Here is a 26590-nt window from a genome sequence, read left to right as displayed (position 1 = left end):
AATAATATTCAGACCAACATGATAGATGAATGATTCATGTCGATTGCTCCATCCTTTTTGGAGCTGTCGAGGTTCTAATTGGCAATTCAAGAAATAATAGAGTGCATCTATTTTTTTATAGATAAAGCGATTTTAAGAAACTCCCCATTCGTTTTGAATTTGGGAAACAAACCTCATAACCTCCATTGGTAGTATTGAGGCATACTTATTTGTATTTATCTTGTGAGAAAAATCTGTTAGATCCGTATGATGAATAATGCTGTCTAAACGAACAGAGTAAAGAGCAATATCTAAAGGGAAAATAGCTCTTAGAGCTGTGATATTCTCGGGGTTATCAGACCATATTTTTACTAACTCCCAGCCATCGTCTTTCCCTTTTTTAGCTATCTCTCTATAAGTTGGGCTGTAGCTTTTACATACCTCTAAAAAATTTTTATAGGAAGGATGAGTTTCAAAGTTTAACCAACGGATATCTTTATTTACTAATAGATTAAGAATGAAGTTTTGAGTAGCATGAATATAGCTAGTGAAGATGGGTAGTTGTTTTGCTTGTTCTATAAATTCAGTTAACTGGTTGTTTCCCAAAATAGCATCGATTCTTACAGAAAATAAGCCTAAGTCTAATGGGCCTATCATCTTAAGGTCACTATAATGTTTAGGGTTTTGAGTCCAGCTATGTGTTAAGCGCCACCCCATGGTTTTTCCAAAATTAGATGAGGCTATGTGCTTTCGGTATAATGGACTATGCTTATAACACAAAGCGCAACCTTCAATGATTCGAGGATCAAAGTCTTTGAACTTCTTTGCGTAAATGGCAATTTTTTCCATTAAAAAGGGGGTAGGATTTTCAATATCAGTATTTTTTAACTTCATTAGTTTTCTTTGATTGTTATATATGTACAACGATTTTGGCTATAAGTAGTTGTGTGAGTTAGTACTTAATTTTACAAATACACACCAAGCTGAAAACCCTCAAGGGTTTTCAGAATTAGGCGAGAACAAGCAATAACTAAATAGTTAGTTGTTGTGCTTAGTTTTTTAAGATTTATTTAATTGTTGAATTAAATGACTCCATATTTCATCTTCGATTAAATTACCATTACTATCGTAGGTGTTTAAAGTTTGACTAACTAATTTTCTATCTTTAGCATGATATATAGATAATTTGATGCAATTTCCATCAGAATTATTTTCACGGATGGATTCCATTGTTAATGACTCATTTGAGTCAAAAAAAAGAGTTTTAACGTTATGATTATTTTCATCGTAGTATGTTTTTATTTTACTACTAAGTTTTGAATGAGCATCATAGACTCGGGTTTCGTTAGCTTTTCCACTTGAAAGACGAACAAACTCCATTTTTTTAATAAAGCTTTAAAATCGTTTTTATCAGTTTCAATACTCATCTTATTGCTTTTAAAGTAAGTTCACAAGTTCACATAATTTTTTCCAAGCAATAGAATCTTCATTTTGAACATTATTTGGAATTTTTGAGATTCTATTTGCCATATTATTTTCGTTTGTGTCTAACGTTTAGCTATGCGTAGTGCGGAAGCAGAAAATCACTGGTTTTCGAACTATCACTTAGCGAAAGTTTATGTTTTGTTTTTATCTTTTCTAAAATACTAAATTTAAATCTTTGGCGACAAACCAAATAGACAATGACCTTTCGGTTAAACCCAAACCTCTCATTATCGCATAGGTGTTGTTATAAGCTTTTCTTTAATTCATAACTTTCTCTTTCCTCTTTGTTTTATGACCAAACAAATGAATTACGTTATAGTTTTTTCTATTCCTCTTTTCGTGCGGTTCAAAATCGAGTTTTATCGAGAATTCAGTCATATATTTCTCGTTATCTTCATTTAAGAATTGATTATTAGTTAATGTTATAGCGTGAATTACATCCTTATGAAAATTATTAACTTTTTCAACAGGTATTATTTCGAAATCATCTTTTCCGTTATTTATTAAAATCACTTTTACTATTCCCTCAACACCTTCGTCAATAAAATCCTTTTCAGAATAAGGATAGATCAGTTTTTTGTATATGGTTCTCACATACTCATAATCATTTTTAGTCTTCAGTTTTAAGAACTCTTCAAAAGTATATTTTTTGTAGCAATTCGATTCTTGAGAATAAGATTTTTGAACTATTAACAACATCAATCCAATTGTCATTAATAAGAATATTTTTTTCGATTTCATATTTATTGGGATTGCTTATAACAACTGGATATAGTTACCACGGTAACTATATTTCCGTTATGTGAGTGACTAAATTAGTAAATCTTTTATGTTTTTAAACTTTTTTATTACTCTTGATAGCCAATCTAATGTTACAAGTTAAAAATTTGCGGTGGTAGGGACTGTCTTGTCCTAAAAAAAGTTTAAATGAGTTCTATTATATAGATTCATATTTATCTTGTTTTTTTAACAAAATATCTCATTTATTTCAAAATTGACTGATTTGTGATGTATTTTGACTAATTATTGATGTTTGAATTCCCCAATTTTGCAAAAAAATAATAAAGATGAAAAAAGTATTTAAAATAGGATGCGGAGGTTTACTGATATTGTTTATAATTGCTATGGTTTTAGGTCAAATTGATGAAAATCAAAAAGGTCCTAGGCAATCATTCGAAGTTATAAATACAGGGACAAAAAACCTCTTAGTAACATTCGAATTAATAAACAAAGATGGTACACCTAGTAAAATTTATTATATAAAAGAGGTTGTAAAACCTAATGAGTTTGTGATAAAAAGAATACCAGAAGGAAAGTATGAAATAATAACTTGGAATGAAGACCAATCAAAACTTATTAAATCTACCGATTTTGAATTTAAACTAAAAAAACCTGAAGAATCTGATTATAGTTTATATCGATTTGATGCAGCTATGGATAAAAACTTTGCAGTTTTATTTTTAAATGTGTTATATGAAGGAAATTCATTTTCAGAACATATGTCAAAATCTGTTGGAAATGATGCAAATACAATACAAGCAATGGCTTTTTATGATGGAAGCAAGCCGTTTTTTGTTGCAGATAAATACACCGATCGTAATTTTTTAGATTATAATGATAATAGCCTTCCTGATGAAATAAGTTATGGAGATAGAGTGTATGGACTGTTTCCTTTTGAAAATACATTAAGTAAAAAAGATATTCTTAATGTAATGGCAGAAAGAGTTTATAATAGATTTAAAACTGATTTAGAATAAAAAGCTGTTAAATTGAAGATGTTTTAAGTAGGATAGAATACTTAAAGCAAAGGTTAGGAAGGGGCAAAACTTCATACCCTTGGAAAAGGGTGTGTGATAGTGTTAGTAATATTAAAGATTCAAATAAAATAATAACACACCCATATTCCTAAGGTTCTAAAGAAAATATGATAATGCCTTTTTTAATTTTTATGATCCTTTTACATAAGTAGTTTTAGGAAAAAAGATAATGTAATTGATATGTATACAGCTTCAGATGAAACAGTTTCAATTAATAAATCTGATGCTACCGCCAGTTCAATGTCATTAAGATTGGTTTTTAGAGCCAGATTTGAAGCTAAAGATTAATTTTATTCTACCTTATCGTGTACCTTGGTATGCTTCCCGTTGTTCCAAAGGGTTAAAATATCGGTAGCTACATGTGCGCCACTACCAGAGGCTATCGCAAACTGACTGCGCCATCCAGCAAGTGTGCCAGCAACATATAAGTTTTCTTCAATTAAGTGATCATTGTTCTTTAACCAAATACGATTTTTTTCAATAGGAGTTCTTGGGTGTGGCTCCATATAATGTTCCAGTCCTTTAATCGTCATTAAGTTTGTATAACCTACAGCAACGACAACAATTTTTGCTGTATAACTGTTTTTATTAGTTCTTATATTAAAAGAGTCTCCAGGTTTCGATAACTCTAAAACCTTTTCATCTTCAATAAGATCAACATGCGGGTATAAATCTATTAACTGCTTTTTTCCACTTTCTAAAATAGAAGCTCCCGTAGTTTCGGGTGCTAAACCTAATACATTATTAAATAAAGCCGTTTGAAGATGTGATGTTTTTTGATGCGCAATAATACCAATACGTTTGTCCATGGCAAAAGGCTTGTTTTTGGCAGATCCTAAAACCAAAGCACAAGATAAACCCGCAGCACCGCCACCAATAATGAGAGCATCGTACATTAGTTGCGTTCTTTTACTTTTTGCTCAATACGCTTAGATGTTCTTAAAATAAGCATCATAAGGATAACACAAAGAGAAGCTATAATCGTAATTAAAGCAATTAAGCTATCATCTTTAAAAGGCGCACTAAAATCTACTTTTGTAAAGTTAAAAATCATTAGCCCCAATGCGATGATACTTATAATAATAGTTAAATATTTCATTCTAAAATTTTTTTATGTGATTTCAAACAACGCTTTAATATTATGAGCAAACAATTTAACAGCAATAGCTAATAATATAACACCAAATACTTTACGTATTATATTGATACCGTTCTGCCCAATGAGGCGTTCTATTTTAGCAGATGTTTTAAGCACTATAAAGATAATAATAACATTCATTATTACAGCAACAACAATGTTTTCTGTTCTAAATTCAGCTCTTAACGATAATAAGGTGGTTAAACTACCAGGCCCCGCAATTAATGGAAAAGCTATAGGGAATACAGCGGTAGTCAAAGCGTTGCTTTCTTCTTGTTTGTATAACGTAATACCTAAGATCATTTCTAAAGCAATAAAAAACAAAATAAAAGCGCCAGCTACAGCAAAAGAATTTACATCAATACCAATAAGGTTTAAAATGCTTTTTCCTAAAAATAAAAATAGAATTAATATAATACCAGCGATTATAGAAGCCTTTTCGCTTTGTATATGACCCGCTTTTTTTCGTAAATCTATAATTATTGGAATGCTTCCAATAATATCTATAACGGCAAATAACACCATAAAAGCCGTAAAGATTTCTTTAAAGTTTAATTGCATTTTTTTGGTTATTAAATTTGTAGGCAAAGTTCGGTATTAAATACGAAATTATTGCATTAAATAATTCTAAAGATTGTCTATTTTTGCCTAATGTTTCAATTAGGAAAAACCATCGTATCTGAAGATATTATAGAGAAAGATTTTATGTGTAATCTTTCGGCATGTAAAGGGGCGTGTTGTGTAGATGGGGATGCAGGAGCTCCTCTGGAGGCCGATGAGGTTAAAATACTTGAAGATATATACCCTAAGGTAAAGCCTTTTTTACGTAAAGAAGGTGTAGAGGCTATTGAATCTCAAGGAACATATATAACGACCCAAGAAGGCGAATTAGAAACCCCTTTAATTAATGGAGCAGATTGTGCGTATGTTATTTTTGATGAAAAAAAAGTAGCCCTTTGTGGTATAGAAGAAGCTCACAACCAAGGCGAAATTTCTTGGAAAAAACCAGTATCTTGTCATTTATACCCAATAAGAGTTCAAAATTATAGTGAATTTTCAGCAGTAAATTATCATAAATGGCAAATTTGCGACGATGCTTGTGCATTAGGTAAAGAATTGCAAATACCTATCTATAAATTTGTAAAAGAAGCCTTAATTAGAAAATTTGGAGAAGATTGGTATATGGAATTAGAAAAGGTAGCAGATTCCAAAAAAAATGAATAAAAATTTCTTTTTATTTTTAAAATGGAACACTTATTTGTTTGTAATTTTTGCAAACAAAGAACCCTTACTCTATAGGGGTTGAGCGAATTCTGTTAAATATAAAACACTGATAATAAGCAACTTATAACTTGTCAAAGTTTTCCTTAAAAACATAAATTTGTTTAGTTTTGTTAAAAACTTGTTGACAATGTTTATAACTATGCCTTTCTTTTATCGCTACATTTTTCGTTCTTTGTTACTCCCAAATCGAATGCTATTTTCGTCCAATATTTTATAAAATTTAAAAAAAACAATGTCTCAGTCCATAGAACCGATTCTGCAAGAAAACAAAGACCGATTTGTTATTTTTCCAATTCAACACCACGATATTTGGGAGTGGTATAAAAAATCGGAGGCTAGTTTTTGGACAGCAGAAGAAATTGATTTACATCAAGATCTTACAGATTGGTCTACAAAGCTAAATGATGATGAGCGTTATTTTATAAAACACATTTTGGCATTTTTTGCTGCAAGTGATGGTATTGTAAACGAAAATTTAGCTGAGAATTTTGTTAACGAAGTACAGTATAGCGAGGCAAAATTCTTTTATGGATTTCAAATTATGATGGAAAATATTCATAGTGAAACCTATTCGCTTTTAATAGATACCTACGTAAAAGACGAAAATGAAAAAGATTTGCTATTTAATGCTATTGAAAATTTTCCTGCTATTAAAAAGAAAGCAGATTGGGCTTTAAAATGGATTGATTCGCCAAGTTTTGCAGAGCGTTTAATCGCTTTTGCTGCCGTAGAAGGGATTTTCTTTTCTGGAGCGTTTTGTTCTATTTTCTGGTTAAAGAAAAGAGGGTTAATGCCAGGTTTAACGTTTTCTAATGAGCTAATCTCTCGTGATGAAGGTGTACACTGTGATTTTGCAGTACACTTACATAATGAACATTTAATAAATAAAGTTCCAAAAGCTCGTATTAGAGAAATACTAGTAGATGCTTTAGATATTGAACGTGAATTTATAACAGAGTCATTACCAGCTAGTTTGATTGGTATGAATGCTGTTTTAATGTCACAATACTTAGAATTTGTAACCGATAGATTGTTATTTGAATTAGGTTGCGATAAAGAATACAATACAGCAAACCCATTTGATTTTATGGATATGATTTCGTTACAAGGAAAAACTAATTTCTTTGAGAAACGGGTGTCCGAATATCAAAAAGCGGGTGTCCTTAATAAAGAAGAGGATGAAGATAAATTCAGTTTTGACGCCGATTTTTAATTGAGCCCCTAGTTTTTAAAGAGCTTTTTTTTTTGAAAATTCAATTAGAATGATATTTCCATAATATGGGAAATTAAGAACCAACCTTTTATTGTAGTAAACGGAGTAACGGAGTAACTGAGTTTTGTCTAATTAATCATTAGAACTAAATTTTAGAGTAACAGACTAACCATTTTTCTGAAGGTGTATCAGAAAATCTAAAAAGTGTAATAAATATGTATGTAGTAAAAAGAGACGGAAGAAAAGAGCAAATCATGTTCGACAAAATCACTGCTAGAGTGAGAAAACTATGTTATGGATTAAACGAATTAGTAGATCCATTAAAAGTAACCATGCGTGTTATTGAAGGATTGTATGACGGTGTTACCACAAGCGAACTTGATAATCTTGCAGCAGAAATTGCTGCAACTATGACGACAGCACATCCAGATTATGCACGGTTAGCTGCACGTATTTCGGTTTCTAACTTACATAAAAACACCAAAAAGACCTTTAGTGATGTTATGGAAGATTTACATAAATATGTAAATCCAAGAACAGGTAAAGACGCGCCACTTTTAGCAGACGATGTATACGAAGTAATTATGGCGAATAAAGAACGTCTTGATTCTACCATTATATATAACCGCGATTTTGGTTACGATTATTTTGGTTTTAAAACACTAGAGCGTTCATACCTTTTAAAATTGAATGGGGAAATTGCAGAACGTCCTCAGCATATGCTTATGCGTGTTTCAATAGGAATTCATTTAAATGATTTAGATGCTGCTATTGAGACTTACGAACTCATGTCTAAAAAATATTTTACACACGCTACACCAACATTATTTAATGCGGGTACACCAAAACCGCAAATGTCGTCTTGTTTTCTTTTAACTATGAAAGAAGATAGTATCGATGGTATTTATGACACTTTAAAACAAACAGCCAAAATTTCACAATCTGCAGGAGGTATTGGTCTGGCTATGCACAATGTTCGTGCTACAGGTAGTTATATTGCAGGCACCAACGGGACTAGTAATGGTATTGTACCTATGCTTCGTGTGTTTAATGATACAGCTCGTTATGTAGATCAAGGTGGCGGAAAACGTAAAGGAAGTTTCGCTATTTATTTAGAAACTTGGCATGCCGATATTTTTGATTTCTTAGATTTAAAGAAAAACCACGGTAAAGAAGAAATGCGTGCACGTGATTTATTTTATGCGATGTGGATTTCAGATTTATTTATGAAGCGTGTTGAAGAAAATGGCGATTGGACGCTAATGTGCCCTAATGAATGTCCTGGAATGGATGAGTCTCATAGTGAAGAATTTGAAGCCTTATACCTAAAATATGAAGCCGAAGGTAAAGGTCGTAAAACAATTAAAGCACGTGAACTTTGGGAAAAAATATTAGAATCTCAAATTGAAACGGGCACCCCGTATATGCTATATAAAGATGCGGCAAATCGTAAATCTAATCAGCAAAATATAGGAACCATTCGTTCTTCAAATTTATGTACTGAAATTATGGAGTATACAGCTCCAAATGAGGTGGCGGTATGTAACTTAGCATCTATTGCATTACCAATGTTTGTTAAAAATGGGGAATTTGATCATAAAGAATTATTCCGCATTACAAAACGCGTTACTAAAAACTTAAACAGAGTTATTGATAGGAATTACTATCCTGTTGTTGAAGCAGAATATTCAAATTTAAAGCACCGACCAATTGGATTAGGCGTACAAGGTTTAGCCGATACGTTTATTCAATTACGCATGCCTTTTACAAGTGATGCTGCTAAAAAATTAAATCAAGATATTTTTGAAACACTTTACTATGCAGCGGTTACTGCAAGTATGGAGGAATCAAAAGAGTTTGGCCCTTACGAAACCTATGAAGGGTCTCCAATAAGCAAAGGGAAGTTCCAACACAACTTATGGAATTTAAAAGACGAAGAATTAAGTGGTAACTGGGATTGGGAGAAATTACGTAAACAAGTGCTTAAAAATGGTGTGCGTAACTCGTTATTAGTAGCACCTATGCCAACAGCATCAACATCTCAAATTCTTGGTAATAATGAGTGTTTCGAGCCTTATACTTCTAACATATATACGCGCCGTGTGTTATCTGGGGAGTTTATTATTGTGAATAAACATTTATTGGAAGACCTTGTTGATCTTGGTCTTTGGAATGAAAGTTTAAAACAAGATATCATGAGAGCCAATGGTTCGGTACAAGATATTGACATCATTCCTCAAGATATTAAAGACCTTTATAAAACAGTTTGGGAATTAAGTATGAAAGATATTATAGATATGTCTCGTCAAAGAGGTTACTTTATAGATCAGTCACAATCACTTAACTTATTCTTAGAAGGAGCTACGATGGCTAAACTAACATCCATGCATTTTTACGCATGGAAAAGCGGTTTAAAAACAGGTATGTATTACTTGCGTACAAAGAGTGCCGTTGATGCTATTAAGTTTACTTTAAAAACAACCAAAAAAGAAGAGCCTACAGCAGCAGAAGTTGTTGAAGTAGTAGATGATCAAGTTGATTTGAAAGAAGAAACAAAAAAGAAACGTGTAGCAGCTAAAAATGCGGCTAAATTTGCTAAACAAAATGCACCAGAGGTCGAGCCTATGAGTGCAGAGGAAATGAAAGCGCTCATAGCGCAATCTAAAGCAGGACAGGGTGATGATTGCTTGATGTGTGGATCTTAAGAATAGATTTTAATATATTTATCAAGTAGAAAGCACTCTGAAAAGAGTGCTTTCTTGTTTATATAATAAATTGTAAATAAAATGAAAGAAACAGTTTATAAATTAGAAAGCTTAATGGATAAAGGGTTAGACTGTTTATCGCAATCTTCCGAAATAGAATTGACTCAAAAATTATCACCAGGGAAGTGGTCAAAAAAAGAGATTTTGGGACATCTTATAGACTCTGGAATTAATAACCTACAACGGTTTACCGAAATTCAAACTGAAAATAAACCTTATAAAATAAGACCCTATAAGCAGAACGAATTGGTAAAAGCGAATGATTATCAAAATGCCGAATTAAAAGAAATTACTAGTTTATGGTTAGCAATCAATAATAGAATATTGAGTTTGATAAATCAACAAACAGAAGACACGCTTAGTTATAAAATAGAGATCAATGATGGAGGAATATCCGATTTAAGATTTCTAATTAAAGATTATGTAGACCATTTAGAGCATCATTTAGAGCAAATAATTCGCCTTTGAATAAGTGTGACTGTTATCAAGAAGCTCTGCCGTTGTTCAACTCAATGACATTGAGCTGTTGGTCAGACAAGGAGTAACGACTAGAAGAATCTAAAATTATTTCTTATTTTAAAATATCTGTTCCTAAATACGTATTATCCTTGTTATAATACCAAGCTCTGTTTTTGGGTATTCTAATATCGTTAATAACCTTTTCTTCAGTTAATATAATGTATTCGCCAGAGTCATTAATTTGTTCCCCGTTCTTATCAGTTTTAAAAAACTGATAAACTTCCATGGCATAAGATTCTGGATTAAAGTAAAAATACCAAAGGTCACTTCCAACACCATCCTTATAAGAAACCTTTAAAACCAAATAGTTTTTTCCTTTAAAGACTTTCTTATCAACCTTTTGCTCTATAATTGTTCCAGGATCTTTTAATTTCATTGGTAAACCATATAGGTATGTATAATAGTTTTTGTAAAGTTTAGCACGTTTACAACTAAGACCATATTTTTTTATGTTTTCTTCCGAAATATTTGTTGAATTATTTAAAGAAAAATAGCAGTTGTCTTTATTAATAGTATATCTGGTAGTTACTGAGTCTTTGGTTGCAATAACTTGAAAATAGTCCTCAGGTAAATTTATGATAATATTACTATTTCTGGGCGACTTATTAGGTGTTTCCATAGTCACATTCAATATCTCATTAAATGAAGACCAATTTCCATTTATATCATGATAGGTTATAGCTTTTTCAAGAAGTTGAGTCCCAGTTAAATTTTGGCAATTTAAATGTGATAGGAAACAAATAAAGGTTAATGTGAAGACTAGTGATTTCAAAATGGCGTGTTTTATGGCTAAGGTACAAAACAAAAAAACACCTCAATTTAGAGGTGTTTTTTTAATGATATTAAAATTTGTTCTTCTATTCCCCTTCAGGAATTGTAAGGGTTGCAGGTGCAACAGAGCTGTCATGAGCATTATGATATTCTTCTAAGAGGTTCATGGTTGCCGTTAACAAATCTTTTGTTTCTAAAAGAAGACTAAAGTATAAGGTCGTATTTTTTGGACTAGATTCTTCTGTTCTGGTACGTTCTACTTGTTTTCGTATTTTTTCAGAGACTAGGTCAAAAACTTCTTTTTTGTTATTTAAAATAGCACCAATTTGTTCGAAAGATCGAGAATCGAAAGCTGTTTTGGTGGTATTAAATAACGTTTCCATAGCTTCATCTATTTGTTTAAGCTCTTTAATCTGATTGAATTTAAGCTTTTTGTGGTTGTTGTTCACATGTTTATGACTTACTTTAGAAATGTATTCTAACGACTGTATCATATCTTGTAAGTATCCTAAAATATTAATATAGAAATTACTTGCATCAACACTGGATTCATCTAAATTTTTAATGAAATAAAAGATATTATCTCTTAGATCATCAACTTCATTCGATAATTTATCAACTTGCTTTTTATTCTTTTTAAGTGATGCTAAATCTTGTTTAGCAAGCCCTTTAATAGCATTAGAATAAATTTTATTTCCACGTTTAACAACATTTGAAATGTTGTTTGCACTTTCATGAATAACGCCTTGTACAGAACTGCTTTCTGCTTTTGTTAAGCTATCTTCGGCTCTAACTTCTTTAGATTTTTTACTATGTACGATAGAACTTCTTATTAACAACGCAAAAGCTGTTAATAATAAGATAGGGAACATAACCTCTAGATTTAGGTTCAATAAATAAGCTACCAATGCAGCAGCTGTGAAAGCACTTAAAGCTGTAAAGAACCAACCTCCAATAACATTTATTACACCAGCAACTCTGTAAACAGCGCTTTCTGCTCCCCAAGCTCTATCTGCTAAAGAGGTACCCATGGCGACCATAAATGTAACGTAAGTTGTAGAAAGAGGTAATTTGTACGACGTTGCTATAGAAATTAAAACCGCAGCTACCATCAAGTTAACGGCCGCCCTAACTAGATCGAATGCTGGTAATTCGTGTACTTTATCTTTAGACAATTTAATGACTGGAGCTTGAAATTGTTTTTCAATTTTTTCTTGCCATGATTTTGGTAATATATAAGATGACATTTGAGACATTAGCATAGCAGATCTTACAAATCCACGAGACAATGAGTTTGGTTGAAAACGTTCTTTTGTTTCTCCTTGGCTTGCCAGATCTAAAGACGTTTTTACGACTCCTTTTGCCTTTGAAGAAAACCATAAGGTTAATACCATGATTAGACCTGCTCCAAGCAATAACCAGTTATTTGTTGGTACTTTAGCAGCTAATGCATCCATAGGGAATTCACTGGCAGAAACACCAGAAGCGGTCCACTCTAAAAAAGCATTATAGGCAGCAACTGGTACACCTATAAAATTTACTAAATCATTACCAGAAAAAGCAAGTGCTAAAGCAAAGGTGCCTACAACAATAATTAGTTTGTAAATATTTGTTTTAGCTACTGTTATTAATGTGTATGAGAGCAGTGACCAGAAAACAGAACTAACCAAAACAATGGGTAATACTTGATTTTCTAAGAAATCTTTCATAGTGCCTCCCCCAAGAATACTAAAAGATTCTTTTGCATATGAGGTTCCTTTTAAACCTTTCATAAAAATGAAATAGGTAATAGCAGTTAAGGCAACCCCTCCAAATAGAGCACCGACCCATTTTGCTTTATTTTCAAAATTATAAGACAAGAGTAACCGTGAAACCCATTGTACAAATGCGCCAATAGAGAACGCGACGACGACCGATAGAAGGATGCCGAATATAATCTGTGATGCCTTGGATGTGTTAATGTAGTTTATTAAATCACTAAAGTTTCCTCCATCAGAACCAATTTTAATTAAAGCCATAGCTACAGCAGCACCTAATAATTCGAATACAATGGATACTGTAGTAGATGTTGGCATACCTACAGAATTAAAAAAGTCCAATAATAGAATATCTGTTATCATTACTGCCATGAAAATGATCATGATCTCATTAAACATAAATTCACCAGGGTTAAAAATACCTTTTCTGGCGACCTCCATCATACCGCTTGAAAATACTGCTCCAACAGCTACGCCAATACTAGCGACTATCATAATAGTTTTAAAAGAAATGGCCTTGGAACCAATGGCCGAATTTAAAAAGTTTACGGCATCATTACTAACCCCAACCACTAAATCTGCTATAGCTAAAATAGCAAGGGCTATAATCATGTATAAATAAATATTGTCCATAATTTAATTAAAATTAAGTTTACAAATATCTTAAGTGTTTCTATGTGTTATGTTAAGTAAATGTTATGTTTTAAAAATGAATATCGAATTGTAATCGCCACATAAGTTCATTATTACTGCCGTCTACCTCTAAATGACTAATATCGGTTTGTACCTTTAAATTATGACCTGCTATATATTTTGAAACCCCTAAAGTATATTGGTTTTCTGGATTTTCACCAGTAATAACTTTGTCTAATTCGATATTTGTATACCGACCAGAAATTTCCCAGTTGCTTTTTAATAAATAACCCGTTTGTAAGTTTAAACCTTTTCCAACTTGAACGACATATGCAATAGAATCATCAGAGTTTCTAGCAAATGGGTCTTTAGCATCTCTATCGGCATATTCAGCCATAAAAGAAAACCCTTGATATTTAAACATGGCATCAATAAATAAGGTGCTTATATTGGTTTCATGAAAACCAGTATCTGTAACCATATACGAACCTTGATTTCCTCTATTTTTAACAGCATTATTGTTAAAATCGTAAGCTGCAGCAACAGATAATTTAGGCGTTTTTTCACGTTTTAAATCACTCCCTTTGTAATCTCCTTTGCTGGAAAAATTCCCAAATGGAAATAGTTCAATACGTCCTGTATATTGATGACCACCTAAGTTTCCTGTTGTTATATTTCTTCCTTCTCCCTGGGCAATAGAAATTATTTCTTTTATAATAAATGTATCTGAAAGAGCGGTTTGATGCCTTAATTGAATTCCCATATCTCTATCAATCGTAAATCTACTATTTAATAAAGAACGATCTACTTGCTGAAGATTTGCAGATGAAATAACACGTTCTCTATTTCCTGGTAATTTTGTTTGACCAAACCATAACTCAAAATTTGGTGCAAAATTCCATTTCATAACCGCATCCAATATATATCGTGGTGCGTTACTTGTATATATAGAAGCTCCAGAAAGATCTCTATTTGATAATCCAAGTTCTATTTTATATTTAAGTTTTGGTGTAAATGCATAACCATCAAATTTTAAACGAGAACGTCTTACCAAAAAGTTTGACTCATTGCTTTCGCCATCTGGCCAAGTAGATGTAGCTAGTATTTGGGCTCTTAATCCAATTTTCATGGTCCAGCTACTATCCTTTCCTACCAGATTAAATAATCCTTTTCCAAATTTTGGAGCATTGGATTCTTGTGCACATACAGAAAAAAGAGCAAATAAAGATATTGCTACTAGAGTAATTTTAAGTCTCATTGTAAGTATTAGTTTTTGTCGCTGCAAATAACCAATACTAATGTTAACTCAATGTTAACTAAGGATTAAATAAAAACGAATAAAAAAGGCTGCCTTGGCCAAGGCAGCCTATTAGAAATCATAATAATGTAGTCGACAAAAACTAATAGATTATAATGAAATACTAAATTGTTTGTCTCAAGACATTACAAATTTCTTAGTTTAAAGTGATCTAAATGTAATGAGAATATTAAGTAATTATTAAGGTTTTTCAATGTTAAATCTTTAGTGTTAATTTTCTTGTAATCAGCTATTTATGTTTTCAATGTTAATTTAATGTTATGGAAAGGTTGATTTAGTGTTATCTAATTTGTATATTTGATATATAATGTTAAAACCCATAATTATGAAGAACTCAATTTTATTTTATTTTGCCTTTTTAATTACTGTGGTATCTTTTGGTCAACAAAAGAGAGATTTAAAACTTAATAAAGACACGAACTTAATTGAAGTGGTTTATTATCATGACAATGGTGTTGTAAGTCAAACAGGAACTTACACAGCAGATGGTAAATTACAAGGTGAGTGGTTGAGTTTTAACACAGAAGGCAAAAAAGTAGTTTCTGCAAATTATGATAATGGTAAAAAAGTCGGCAAGTGGTTTTATTGGAACAATAAAACTGTAAAAGAAGTAGATTATAGTGCTAATGTTATAGCTGGTTTAAAGGAATCTGAAACTAAAGGAAATAACGGTCTTTGAACCTAGTATGGCTAAAAAAATATAAAGAGATCGTCTAAAAAGCAATTTTAGGCGATTTTTTTTTTAGGTTTAGTTTAGTGATTTTCACTGATATTTTAAGATAAAAATCATTCAAAAGAAAAGCTAAGCTATATTTTTTAAGGTTGTGTGCCTGCTATAGCTATAAGCCTTATCTTCAACATTGACTCTATCAAGAAGAAACAAAAAAGACTACCTTTTCAGGCAGTCTCTTTTTTTTGTCAAACAAATGAATCATATTCTATAATCCCGCATCTTTCCAAGTCCACCCTGAAATATCTAATACAGTAGCATCTTTACCTGAATTAAGCGAGTATAAAGTAGTCTCTCCTGAAATTAGAGTAGCATTAGCATCAGTTCCTTCTATTTGAACGTTAGATAAAGCGCCTCCGTCTACCATGTCTAAATCAACATCATATCCACTTAAATGTAAACCAGTAATAATTCCTCCAGATGTTTTCTTGAATTGCAAAGCAGTTCCACCTACAGTAGATATAGCTGTGATATTAGTAAACGTTGGATTTCCATTGTCTTTATCTCCTTCAAAAACAGTAGAAAAATCAGCAATAGTATGAGAAATGTAGGCGTTCGTTACAGAGCCATTCCACCCTTCAGTCCAGTCGATAGAATCATCATCGTTGTTTTCTAAATATAAATTTGTTGCAGAAACAGTTCCTCCAAAAAACTCTATTCCATCATCAGAACCGTTTATAACAGCAATGTTTTCTATTGTTGTTCCAGATCCAACAGCATATAATGAAAGACCATTGTATTGAGACTCTGAGTTAATTTGAGCTCCAGTACCTTTAAGTATTAAGTATTTAATAGATCCCGAATTATCAGTATCTGTAGTCCCTCCATAAATAAAACCTCCAATTTCAGCTTCGGCATCAACACCTGCAGAGGTTGTTGCATTACCACATATTGTTAATCCTCCCCAGTCTCCACGTTCAGCATTTGCAGAAGCAATTACAACTGGATTATCAGAAGTTCCTTGAATATCTATTTCTCCACCTTGTAGAACAGCAATATAAACTCCTGTTCCTCCATCTCTTGCAGTAATTTTAGTTCCTGCTGGTATAGTTAATTTACCACCATCTTGAACTATATAAGACGAATTTAATATATAGTTTATCGAAGCATTTAAAGTTACTTCACCTGTAACAGCACCTTGTAACAAACTACTTTCAAAAGATATATCAAAATCTACCCAATCAAAATCTGAAACATCTACAGTAGGAACAACGGTCGTATTTAAAGCAAATGTATAAGCACTTTCATCTACATCTGGTGTTTCATCGTCATCTTCAACCATTGCTACAGGAGTATATCCATCAGAGAAGATTATATTATCAGAAGGATTTACACCATCCTTCATATCTAAATCTATATCGTATCCACTTAAAGATAAACCAGAGATAGTTCCTCCAGATGTTAATTTGAATTGCAAGGCAGTTCCACCTACAGTAGATATAGCTGTGATGTTAGTAAACGTTGGATTTCCATTGTCTTTATCTCCCTCAAAAGCAGTAGAGAAATTAGCTATAGTATGAGAAATATAAGCATTAGTTACAGATCCATTCCATCCTTCAGTCCAGTCGATAGAATCGTCATCATTGTTAACCAAGTATAGGTTTGAAACTTCAACAGTTCCTCCAAAAAACTCTACTCCATCATCAGCACCATTTATAACAGCTAAATTATCCACCAACGTACCAGAACCTACAGCATAAAAAGAAACACCATTATATTGAGAATCTGTGTTAATTTGAGCTCCTGTGCCAACAATCTGCAAGTACCTTATAATTCCAGAACTATCAGAATCTTCAGATCCGCCATAAATAAATCCACCAACTTCAGCTTCAGCATTTGCACCTGCTGTAGTAGTTGCTTTACCACAAAGTGTTAAACCACCCCAATCTCCAGAGTTTCCATTAGCAGAAGACATTACTACTGGATTAGTAGCATTCCCATTAATGTTAATTTTACCTCCTTGCAAAACAGCTATATATACCTCAGTACCACCATCATCAGCGAGAATTTTTGTTCCTGCAGGAATATTTAAAGTAACTCCATCAGTTACAATAAATTGTCCAGTTAAATTATATACAGTTGAAGCATTAAGAGTATAGTCTTCTTCTAAAGTACCATTCATTATTCCAGAATCTAAATTTTCTATAACTTCTTCTTCAGATTTTTCTATAGGATCTGGGTCGTCAGAGCTACAGCCAGTTAAGTTAATAGTAGCAAAGGCTAATAATACTACAGCAAATAGTTTTAAAGATAAATTTTTCATTTTTTTTTATTAGTTTTATTATTATGCAAAGAAAATTGATTAGTGTCTCTTCATGTTTATTAGAATATTAAGCATAGGTTACGTTTTCTTATTAAAAATATCTGTTTTGTTACCTTAGTGTTAATGGGGAAAGCATACAAATTTATGCTTAGGATTATGTACGCTTTTTGTAATGATATTCGAGTTTGTCATTTAAATAAAAACCCCAAGTTAAACTTGAGGTATTTTATTATGTCAGATTTTAACTTAGGCTAAAATGTATATTTTAAATTTAAGCTTAACAAGCTTCCCTTTTTGTATGAACTTACAGTTTCATTAGTCTCAACACTTGTATTAATGTTTCTAACTAACTGTGTTTGTTCTATATCTGGATTGAGAAGATTTCTTCCAATAAATTTTGCTGTTAGCTTATCTGTAATTTTTTTGCTAATTACTAAATCCATAGTAAAAAAACCTTTTTCTATAATTTCATCATTATAAAATGTATCACTATTTACAAAATCTTCTGGAGATCCTAAGGCAAATATTTTGTCTGATGAATAATTGCCCGTTAATGTAGCAATGAATTCCTTTTCTTTTTGATTATTGTAACTTAATGACCCATTTAAAATTAAATCTGAAGCGCCTTGTAAATCTGATTCTGTAACATCTTTATATTGGAATTCTTCCAGTAAATCCTGATTAAACCACATCTTTGTTATATTAGTGTTAAAATTAAGGATTGGATCTTCTTCTTCATTTTCAATTAAATTCAGTCGTGTTTCTAATTCAATACCAAATACATTGGCTTTATCACCAGTATTTGAAAACTGAAAAATTCCAGCAGACCCTCTGGTTAAGGCTAAATTAATTGGATTTTTTATTTGTTTGTAAAATGTCGTAGCTGAAATTAACTCTCCTTGTTTAGGAAAAAGTTCCCATTTTAAATCGACATTAAAAACATCCGATTTTTCCAGATCAGGATCACCTCTTGTAACACGCCCCGTTGGAGAAACGTATTCAAAAGGAGATAATTCTTTAAACTCAGGTAGGGTTTGGGTAAAGCTTGAAGCAAAACGTAAAAAGTTTTTCTCGTTTAACTCATATTTTAAATTAACACTTGGGTATATATCATTATATTCTTTTTCTATAGAACCAACACGACCAACATAGTTAGCCACATCCCATAATACATTTATTTCATCTCTTTCATATCTTATCCCTAGATTCCCAGAGAATCTTTTATTTAATCCAAAATCTAAGTTTACAAAACCAGCCATGATTGCTAAATCTGCATCATATCTATCTGAATCTGGTTCTCTTAAAACCAGTCCATTCTCAAAATTAGCTTCGGTAAAAGTAAGTGAAAAATCATCAACAGACGGCACTTGAAACCCCCTAGCTCTCACACCAATAAATAACGAGCTAAATACTCTTTCCTTTTTACGGAAATTAGCCCCTGCAGTTAGTTTGAATGGCTTCTTATCGTCCTCATCTAATTTTCCAAAACTTATTTCGTCTCTTAAAAATGTATTGTATTCAATATCTTCAATTTTCTGGTTAGATTTTCTTTGTTGAAAATCACCAACATGGGCATATTGAGTTAGGGTAGATGTTGTTATATCTAAAATATTTGCTTCGTTTCTTACTCTGTTAGGTTCTTCAGCTAACACAAAATTATAACCAGCTGCCCATTTTAAAGTATTGTTTTCACTTATTTCGTGATCCCCAATTATTTGGTTAACGAGTAACTTAGTTTGTTTAAAATTTTGGTCTCTTACAAAAGCCCCTTCTTCTTGAGGGTCTTGATCGAATACGTAACCTAAACCATTTCTACCTTGCTCATAAACGTTATCCTCGCTTCTGTTAACCGATAAACTGCTTATTTTTATTCTGTGGTTGTTACTCAATTTAAGCCCCAGATTTATATATCCAGTAGAATTTGTATTAGTTGTAAATGATTCGACATCAGTAAACTTATTATCTAATACATTTGATCTAAAGCTTCTAAACACACCTTCTTGATATACATAAGACTTTGAATGAGATCCAGAAGCAAAAACGCTTAACTCTTTTCCGAAAATATCAAATTTATACCCCCCCGATAAAGACAGACTATAATTCCCAGTACTTTTTTGCTCTACTGGCTCCCAACCCTGTCTTGTAATCAAGTCAACTGTGGCATATTGCTTTTTATGAAAACCAAGTGTAACATCTTCAGAAGCTATACTTCTTTTAAAATCACCATCTAATCCTAAAACATTAGTGTTATAGCCTGAACCTAAGCTAACTGAGAATTCCTTTTTAGAATATTCTTTTGAAGAAATATCTACATTTCCAGAAGATTGGTCGGCATAACCAGAAGTAGCATACGTTTTACTAATTCCAACATTTTCAATCATGTTAGTTGAAAATAAATTCAGATTAATATTTTTATTATCAACATCATCAGAAGGGATAGGCAGACCATTCATTGTAGTTGATAAATACCTGTCTCCTAAACCTCTTATGTATATTTCTCCAGTTCCCTCACTTTTAGTAACTCCAGAAATTTTAGTTGTTGCCGTTGCAGCGTTTGAAACTCCAATTTTACCTAATCTATCTGCTCCAATACTTTCCTTGATTACTACAGCTTTTTTCTGCTCTAATAATAAGGCCGTTTCACTTTCCCGTTTAGTTGTTGTAGTAATTACAATTTCATCTAAAGAAGCAGCACTGGCTGCCATAGGTACATTAAGCTCAGTTGCTTTGCCTGCAACTATTTGTACGCTTGTTTCTTGAGTTTCATACCCAACAAAACTAAATATTAATGTATACGATCCAGGGGTTAAACCTTCCAAACGATAATACCCATCAAAATCTGAAGTTGTTCCTTTAGTAGAACCTTTTATTAGCACATTAGCAAAAGCTAAAGGTTCATTGTTATACTCTTTGTCTATTAGTTTTCCAACTACAGAACCTGTACTTTGAGCTTGCAAAAAACTAGCAGTAAATACTGCTAATAAAACTATAAATTTTTTCATTATTTTCTTTTGATTTCTAGCTGCAAAGAACGATAGCACATGTAAACACTATGTTACCTTTAGATTAAAGAACAGTAATTAAAAAGTTATCTTAATGTTACTTAAGGGGTGTCTGTTTTTTAATTTGGAAACAATAAATTAACATTGAAAACACTTTTTGGGAAATGATTTTTTTTTTTTTTATGAAGTTACAAGGAAAGTTGATTAAGCTTTATAAGTGATAAATAATCAATAACACCAATTATCACTAAAAATGAGCAATAAATAATAATTGGTATAAGACCTGGAAAAGTATTCTTGTCACCTTACCTTTTTTAATCTAAAAATTCTCCGACTCTTGGGTCGGGGTTTCCAATTAACCTCTCCTCCTTTGGAGAGGTCAGAACTGCCTTTTTTTGCAGTTCTGGGTGAGGCAAAATAAAAAATTCGATTTTTGCCTCTATAAAAGGCAAAATGAAACTGGCGAAATACCCCTATGGCTTGCGGGGATAGTCAGTTTCAAAATTTTTTTAATAGTTAAAATGGCGGTAAGTTTTTGTTTCGTATGAGAAGGTTGAAAAAATAGATATAATAGGAATAAACACAATAGTAATATAATAAGTTGCTTGAACCTTTCTTTGCGCTTTGCCTACAAATTTAATGCTATTTTATTGTGGCTTTTTCACTTACACTAGCAATTGATGCGAGTTCAATTAAAGAAATAGTGCTAGCGCTTAAAGACGTTTTTATATATTCAGATTCCCCCGAAATAACTTTTACTTTTAATTCTTTAGTGTCGTAACCTGTAAAACTACAAACTAAAGTATAGTCACCATCTTCTAAGTTTTCGATAACAAATAATCCTGTTTGATCTGTAGTCGATTTAATAGAAGTGCCTTTAATAGAAACATTAGCAAATACTAAAGGATTGTTATCAAACTCTTTATCCATTAGTTTACCAGCAATCAGCCCTGTGTTTTGTGAAAAACAAAAAGAAGTAAAAACCAGTACAAAAAGTGTTATTAGATGTTTCATTTAGTTTATAGTAAAATAATCGAGTACAAATAACTAATTTTCAGACCATCCAAATGTTATCAAATCATTAAAGAACAATCATTAAAATGTTACTTTAATGTTAACAAGTTTTGAGAGCTTATTTATATTGAATTTAATTATCTTGCTTGTTCTTAAACATATAAAATGAACTGGGAACAATTATTATCCTTAAAACGATTTGGTGACACTAATAAACGCATACGAAAAGAACAAGATGAAACTCGTTTAGGGTTTGAGGTAGATTACGATCGGGTTATTTTTTCTTCAGAATTTAGAAGTCTTCAAGACAAAACACAAGTAATTCCTTTATCACAAACCGATTTTGTACATACCAGACTAACCCATAGTTTAGAAGTAAGTGTGGTTGGACGTTCCTTAGGAAGATTAGTAGGTAAGAAATTATTAGAAAAACATCCACATTTATATAGTGTTCATGGATATCAAGCTAACGATTTTGGGGCTATTGTTGCAGCAGCAGCTTTAGCTCACGATATTGGTAATCCGCCTTTTGGGCATTCTGGAGAAAAAGCTATTGGGGAGTTTTTTAAAACAGGAGAAGGAAAGCAGTTTAAAAATGAGTTGACTGAAAAAGAATATCAAGACTTATGCGATTTTGAAGGTAATGCTAATGGGTTTAAAATTTTAACTGAGAGTAGAGCAGGGCGTGATGGCGGACTTCGCTTAAGTTACGCCACTTTGGGCGCTTTTATGAAATACCCAAAAGAGTCTTTACCTAAAAAACCAACAAATCATATTGCTGATAAAAAGTATGGTTTTTTTCAAAGTGAAAAAGAAGCGTTTATTGACGTTGCCAATGAATTAGGTTTATTAAAAAGAAGCAAAGAAGCTATTAGTTTTTCCAGACATCCACTCGCTTTTTTAGTTGAAGCTGCAGATGATATTTGCTATACGATAATCGATTTTGAAGATGGTATAAATCTGGGTTTAATACAAGAAGAGTTTGCTTTGGAATATTTAATAAACATAGTAAGAGACAAAATTAAAACTAAAAATTACTACGAACTTTCAAATAAAGAAGATAGAGTAAGTTATTTAAGAGCTCTGGCGATAGGAACATTAATAGACGAAGCTGTTGCTATTTTTATGAAAAATGAAGAAGCTATTTTAAATGGTAGTTTTGATTGTGCCCTGTTGGATAAAAGTAAATACGAAGCGCAAATAAACGATATTATTAGAATTAGTATTGAAAATATCTATCAATCAAATGAAGTTGTAGATAAAGAAATAGCGGGTTATGGTGTTATAAATACATTATTAAAAGCGTATACAAATGCTGTAAATAATTGTTATGATAATACCGCATCAAATTATGATAAACTCATTTTAAAAAGCTTACCAAAAACCATTAAAATTAATGATGTTAGCTTGTATATACGTTTATCCAGTATATGTCATTTTGTATCCTTACTTTCAGATAGTAAAGCGATATTGAATTATAAAAAATTGAAAGGTTTTCAATTTAGTTAAGACGAACAAATCTGCTAATCAATTTATATTTAAATATAACCTACCTAAATAATGAAAAAAAGCCTACTTACTGTATTCGTGATGTGTTTTTTACTTGCTTCGTATTCTGTTTATTATTTTAATTCAAACGTAGTTAACGATGATTTATCTATTGAAAAATTAAAATCAAAACACAAAGCTTTTTTAGAGAATAGTCCATTTAAAGACACTAAAAAACTATCAAAGAAAGAACGGAAATCGAGAGGAATACCGCCAAATAGTTATTTTGAAAGAGAGTGGGAGCTTACAATGAACCCAGAATTAGGAAGACCAACTTCGGAAAACTTAAGTAAAATACAAAAGGACATTAAAAACTCTAGTGCTAATATTTTCGCAAGGGTTTCTGGTGACAAAACTGATAATGGCTGGGTAGAACGAGGTCCTAATAATGTTGGAGGAAGAACCAGAGCCATTATGTTCGACCCTAATGATGCAACTAATAAAATTGTATTTGCTGGCGGTGTTAGCGGTGGCATATGGAAGAACACAGATATAACATCATCTTCATCTTTATGGGAAAGTGTTGATATTCCAGAAAATCTTAGCATTACAAGTTTGGCTTTTGATCCGAATAATACAAATACTTTTTATGCTGGCACAGGAGAATCTTATGTAGGAGGGGACGTAAATGGAAGTGGGCTTTGGAAATCAACGGATAGAGGAGTGACTTGGGAAAGAATTTTTGGAGGCGCTACAGCTAATGGTGAAGGTGCCAAACTTACTGTAAATGTTCCAGGTTCTATAGCTGGAGAATACAATGCGCTTCAAGCAGCTTTTGGTAGTCCTTTAACTGAAATTACTGGAGATTTAGTATTGGTTGATGACGGTGTAGCAACAACAACAGATGGTTGTAGTACTTTAGTAAACGGCGCAGCAATAAATGGAAAAATAGCAGTTATTGAAAGAGGAGCTTGCAATTTTGATATAAAAGTTAAAAACGCGGAAAATGCCGGAGCTATAGCAGTCGTTGTTGTTAATAATATATCAGATCCAATATTTGCTATGGGAGGTGGTGATTATACCATTTACATACCAGCAATTATGGTTTCTCAAGCAGACGGACAAGCTATCATGGCACAACTTGGTAGTACAGTGAATGTAACTATAGCGCCTGACGCTACTCCTTCAACTGGAAATTTTATTTCAGGAGGGATTCAACATATTAACGATGTTGTGGTTAGGGATTTAGGGAGTACTAGTGAAATTTATGTAGCTGCTGCTGCTAGTTCATATACTGATGCAAACCCTACAGGGTTTAGTGGAACAGGAACTTATGGTTTATATAAATCTACCGATAATGGAATCACTTGGACTAAAATTGTTTTACCAACAAACGGTACCAATAGTGATATAGCACCAAATAATATTGAAATTGGACAGGATAATAAAATTTGGATTTCAACAACACGAAGTTTAGTTACTCCTTCAGACCCTGGTGGTCAAATCTTATCCTCTTCAGATGGAATAACATTTACTTTAGAACATACCATTACAAATGGAAGGAGGACAGAAATTGCAGTTTCATCTTCAAACCCTGAAAAAATTTATGTATTGGCCGAACTGTCCTCTGGAACAAATGGAGTTGAATTGATTAGAACAGATAATGCCTTTGCATCTACTACCAATTTGGCTTTACCAGATGATGTAGATACAGGTATTCCATCTACTGATTTTACAAGAGGTCAAGCTTTTTATAACTTGGTAATTAAAGTAGACCCAACAAACGATGCTAATGTCTTTGTTGGGGGTATCGATTTGTTTAAATCAAGCAATAGCGGAACATCTTGGTCACAAATATCCAAATGGTCGAATAATAATAATTTATCAACCTTAAGTGTTCCTTTGGTACATGCAGATCACCATGCTATAACTTTTGGTAATAATAATGCAGGTGCGATGCTTTTTGGTAACGATGGAGGGGTCTATTATTCAAGTAACGGAGGAACAAACATTAATAGTAGAAACTTGGGATATAATGTAACACAGTTCTATAGTGTAGGAGTAGCACCTACTACCGCTATTATTGGAGATTATTTTTATGGAGGAACCCAAGATAATGGCACTCAATTCTTCGAAAACTCTAATTCAGAGATTGATGGTTCAGTAACAAATCCAACAGGTGGGGATGGTGCAGCAACTATGGTCGATCAAGATGGAACGGATACTTATTTTATTTATAATTTTGTTTACAATAACAGAATTACCAAAAGGGACTATCCGTCGGGTGTAGAAACGACAATTAATGATGAAGATTTAAATAGAGGGGATTTTATCAATCAAGAAACCCTGGATTCTAATTTAAACATCTTGTATACAAATTATTCTACGGGATCGACATACGAGGTTAGAAGATATGACTTTAGTGGGGCTGGGGCAGTAAATAAATCCATTTTATCAAACGGATTACTTGATGGGAACCCTACTGCTTTTAAAGTATCCCCTTTTACTATGGCATCTACAACATTATTAATTGGTGATGAAAATGGGAAGTTGATTAAGGTTACTAATGCAGATGGAGCAGCAACACCTACTTGGGCAGAAATAGGAAGTACTAATTTTATTGGAAGTATCTCTGATATTGAATTTGGTCAATCTGAAGCCGATATTTTTGTAACCATGCATAATTATGGCGTTATAAACATTTGGTACAGTTCTAATGGAGGAGCCACATGGCTTGAAAAAGAAGGAGATTTACCAGATTTACCAGTTAAAGCCATACTCCAAAACCCCTTAAATATAGAGGAGGTTATTGTAGGGACAGAATTAGGTGTTTGGTATACCAATAATTTTTCTTCTACGAACCCAACATGGAATCCTGCATTCAATGGTATGAGCAATGCTAAAGTCACAGATTTAGATCTAAGAAATGATAACGTAATTTATGCTTCTACCTATGGAAGAGGGATTTTTTCTGGTGAATTTACCGCAACATCGTTAAGTGTTATAGATAACGAATTGGAATCTCAAATAAAATTATATCCAACAGTTTCAAACGGAAAAATGGTTATATCAGCAAACGGAATTACAGGAAAAGTTGATTTGCAAGTATTTGATTTGAATGGAAAAAGCATTTATAAATCTGAGCTTGAAATGAATGGAATAAAAAGGCCTTTAATTTTAAAGGATTTGTCTTCAGGGCTTTATCTAGTCAGGTTTAGCAACGATAATTTTTCAGAAACTAAGAAAATTATTATTAAATAATTAGTGGGTTCAATATAACAAAAAGAAGTTTGATTTTTGTCCGTTCGAGCGCAGTCGAAAACTAAAACACGTCATTAAATATGAAGGTTTCAACTTTAGCCTGTCTTGAGCGGAGCCGAAAGGCTCAACTGGACATTCCATGTTTTATGGGGT

20 protein-coding genes are annotated in these 26590 nt (G+C 32.3%); 8 read left to right on the top strand and 12 right to left on the bottom strand.

Features of this window, described 5'->3' with window-relative positions; translation table 11 throughout:
- Nucleotides 1-132: 132 nt before the first annotated feature.
- The 3 genes from Q4Q40_RS11260 to Q4Q40_RS11250 all read right to left on the bottom strand — a co-directional run bounded on the left by Q4Q40_RS11260 (nt 133) and on the right by Q4Q40_RS11250 (nt 2205).
- The gene (locus Q4Q40_RS11260; RefSeq protein ID WP_303301894.1) at nt 133-873 is read right to left on the bottom strand and encodes a hypothetical protein; all 741 of its coding nucleotides are present in this window, start codon (nt 871-873) and stop codon (nt 133-135) included.
- Between the two features lie 165 nt (nt 874-1038).
- Nucleotides 1039-1359, bottom strand: a complete 321-nt coding sequence (locus tag Q4Q40_RS11255) for a hypothetical protein (protein ID WP_303301893.1) — start codon at nt 1357-1359, stop codon at nt 1039-1041.
- A 363-nt stretch (nt 1360-1722) separates the two neighbouring features.
- The gene (locus tag Q4Q40_RS11250; protein ID WP_303301892.1) at nt 1723-2205 is read right to left on the bottom strand and encodes a hypothetical protein; all 483 of its coding nucleotides are present in this window, start codon (nt 2203-2205) and stop codon (nt 1723-1725) included.
- 326 nt (nt 2206-2531) lie between these two features.
- Here Q4Q40_RS11250 and Q4Q40_RS11245 point away from each other — a divergent pair, with 326 nt between their 5' ends.
- Nucleotides 2532-3221, top strand: coding sequence for a hypothetical protein (locus Q4Q40_RS11245; RefSeq protein ID WP_303301891.1), 690 nt, complete (start codon nt 2532-2534; stop codon nt 3219-3221).
- 350 nt (nt 3222-3571) lie between these two features.
- Here Q4Q40_RS11245 and Q4Q40_RS11240 read toward each other — a convergent pair whose 3' ends face one another.
- From Q4Q40_RS11240 to Q4Q40_RS11230, 3 genes are read right to left on the bottom strand one after another with little or no spacing between them, the layout of a single operon-like run.
- Nucleotides 3572-4177 (bottom strand): FAD-dependent oxidoreductase, encoded by a 606-nt coding sequence (locus Q4Q40_RS11240; protein WP_303301890.1) that lies wholly within the window; start codon nt 4175-4177, stop codon nt 3572-3574.
- Entirely contained in the window at nt 4177-4380 is a 204-nt protein-coding gene (locus tag Q4Q40_RS11235) for a hypothetical protein (protein ID WP_303301889.1), read from the bottom strand. Before Q4Q40_RS11235 ends, Q4Q40_RS11240 begins: the two co-directional genes overlap by 1 nt.
- A 12-nt stretch (nt 4381-4392) precedes the next feature.
- Entirely contained in the window at nt 4393-4980 is a 588-nt protein-coding gene (locus Q4Q40_RS11230; protein ID WP_303301888.1) for a MarC family protein, read from the bottom strand.
- Between the two features lie 90 nt (nt 4981-5070).
- Here Q4Q40_RS11230 and Q4Q40_RS11225 point away from each other — a divergent pair, with 90 nt between their 5' ends.
- The 4 genes from Q4Q40_RS11225 to Q4Q40_RS11210 all read left to right on the top strand — a co-directional run bounded on the left by Q4Q40_RS11225 (nt 5071) and on the right by Q4Q40_RS11210 (nt 10149).
- Nucleotides 5071-5643, top strand: coding sequence for a DUF3109 family protein (locus Q4Q40_RS11225; protein ID WP_303301887.1), 573 nt, complete (start codon nt 5071-5073; stop codon nt 5641-5643).
- 292 nt (nt 5644-5935) lie between these two features.
- Nucleotides 5936-6916, top strand: a complete 981-nt coding sequence (locus Q4Q40_RS11220; protein ID WP_303301886.1) for a ribonucleotide-diphosphate reductase subunit beta — start codon at nt 5936-5938, stop codon at nt 6914-6916.
- 215 nt (nt 6917-7131) lie between these two features.
- Nucleotides 7132-9621 (top strand): ribonucleoside-diphosphate reductase subunit alpha, encoded by a 2490-nt coding sequence (locus tag Q4Q40_RS11215; protein ID WP_303301885.1) that lies wholly within the window; start codon nt 7132-7134, stop codon nt 9619-9621.
- A gap of 81 nt (nt 9622-9702) precedes the next feature.
- Complete coding sequence (locus tag Q4Q40_RS11210; protein WP_303301884.1) at nt 9703-10149, top strand: DinB family protein; 447 nt, start codon at nt 9703-9705, stop codon at nt 10147-10149.
- 103 nt (nt 10150-10252) lie between these two features.
- Here the strand turns inward: Q4Q40_RS11210 and Q4Q40_RS11205 are convergent, their stop codons facing one another.
- From Q4Q40_RS11205 to Q4Q40_RS11195, 3 genes are all read right to left on the bottom strand, one after another.
- Nucleotides 10253-10972 (bottom strand): DUF6503 family protein, encoded by a 720-nt coding sequence (locus Q4Q40_RS11205; protein WP_303301883.1) that lies wholly within the window; start codon nt 10970-10972, stop codon nt 10253-10255.
- A gap of 85 nt (nt 10973-11057) precedes the next feature.
- Complete coding sequence (locus Q4Q40_RS11200) at nt 11058-13361, bottom strand: inorganic phosphate transporter (RefSeq protein WP_303301882.1); 2304 nt, start codon at nt 13359-13361, stop codon at nt 11058-11060.
- A 70-nt stretch (nt 13362-13431) separates the two neighbouring features.
- Nucleotides 13432-14619, bottom strand: coding sequence for a porin (locus Q4Q40_RS11195; protein ID WP_303301881.1), 1188 nt, complete (start codon nt 14617-14619; stop codon nt 13432-13434).
- Between the two features lie 385 nt (nt 14620-15004).
- Between Q4Q40_RS11195 and Q4Q40_RS11190 the strand changes: the two genes are divergently transcribed.
- Nucleotides 15005-15358, top strand: coding sequence for a toxin-antitoxin system YwqK family antitoxin (locus tag Q4Q40_RS11190; protein WP_303301880.1), 354 nt, complete (start codon nt 15005-15007; stop codon nt 15356-15358).
- A 259-nt stretch (nt 15359-15617) separates the two neighbouring features.
- Here Q4Q40_RS11190 and Q4Q40_RS11185 read toward each other — a convergent pair whose 3' ends face one another.
- The 3 genes from Q4Q40_RS11185 to Q4Q40_RS11175 all read right to left on the bottom strand — a co-directional run bounded on the left by Q4Q40_RS11185 (nt 15618) and on the right by Q4Q40_RS11175 (nt 21688).
- Nucleotides 15618-17672, bottom strand: a complete 2055-nt coding sequence (locus Q4Q40_RS11185; RefSeq protein WP_303301879.1) for a beta-helix domain-containing protein — start codon at nt 17670-17672, stop codon at nt 15618-15620.
- A gap of 251 nt (nt 17673-17923) precedes the next feature.
- Entirely contained in the window at nt 17924-20674 is a 2751-nt protein-coding gene (locus Q4Q40_RS11180) for a TonB-dependent receptor (RefSeq protein WP_303301878.1), read from the bottom strand.
- A 642-nt stretch (nt 20675-21316) separates the two neighbouring features.
- Nucleotides 21317-21688, bottom strand: coding sequence for a carboxypeptidase-like regulatory domain-containing protein (locus Q4Q40_RS11175; RefSeq protein ID WP_303301877.1), 372 nt, complete (start codon nt 21686-21688; stop codon nt 21317-21319).
- A 165-nt stretch (nt 21689-21853) separates the two neighbouring features.
- Between Q4Q40_RS11175 and dgt the strand changes: the two genes are divergently transcribed.
- Together dgt and Q4Q40_RS11165 are read left to right on the top strand one after the other, a co-directional pair.
- A complete protein-coding gene (dgt, locus tag Q4Q40_RS11170) occupies nt 21854-23197 on the top strand; it encodes a dGTP triphosphohydrolase (RefSeq protein ID WP_303301876.1) in 1344 nt (447 codons plus the stop codon).
- A 51-nt stretch (nt 23198-23248) separates the two neighbouring features.
- Nucleotides 23249-26437, top strand: a complete 3189-nt coding sequence (locus tag Q4Q40_RS11165) for a PA domain-containing protein (protein ID WP_303301875.1) — start codon at nt 23249-23251, stop codon at nt 26435-26437.
- Nucleotides 26438-26590 lie beyond the last annotated feature (153 nt).

Origin of the sequence: Flavivirga jejuensis (assembly GCF_030540765.1) — a bacterium.
Classification (GTDB): domain Bacteria; phylum Bacteroidota; class Bacteroidia; order Flavobacteriales; family Flavobacteriaceae; genus Flavivirga; species Flavivirga jejuensis.
This window is presented reverse-complemented; position numbering and strand designations above follow the sequence as displayed.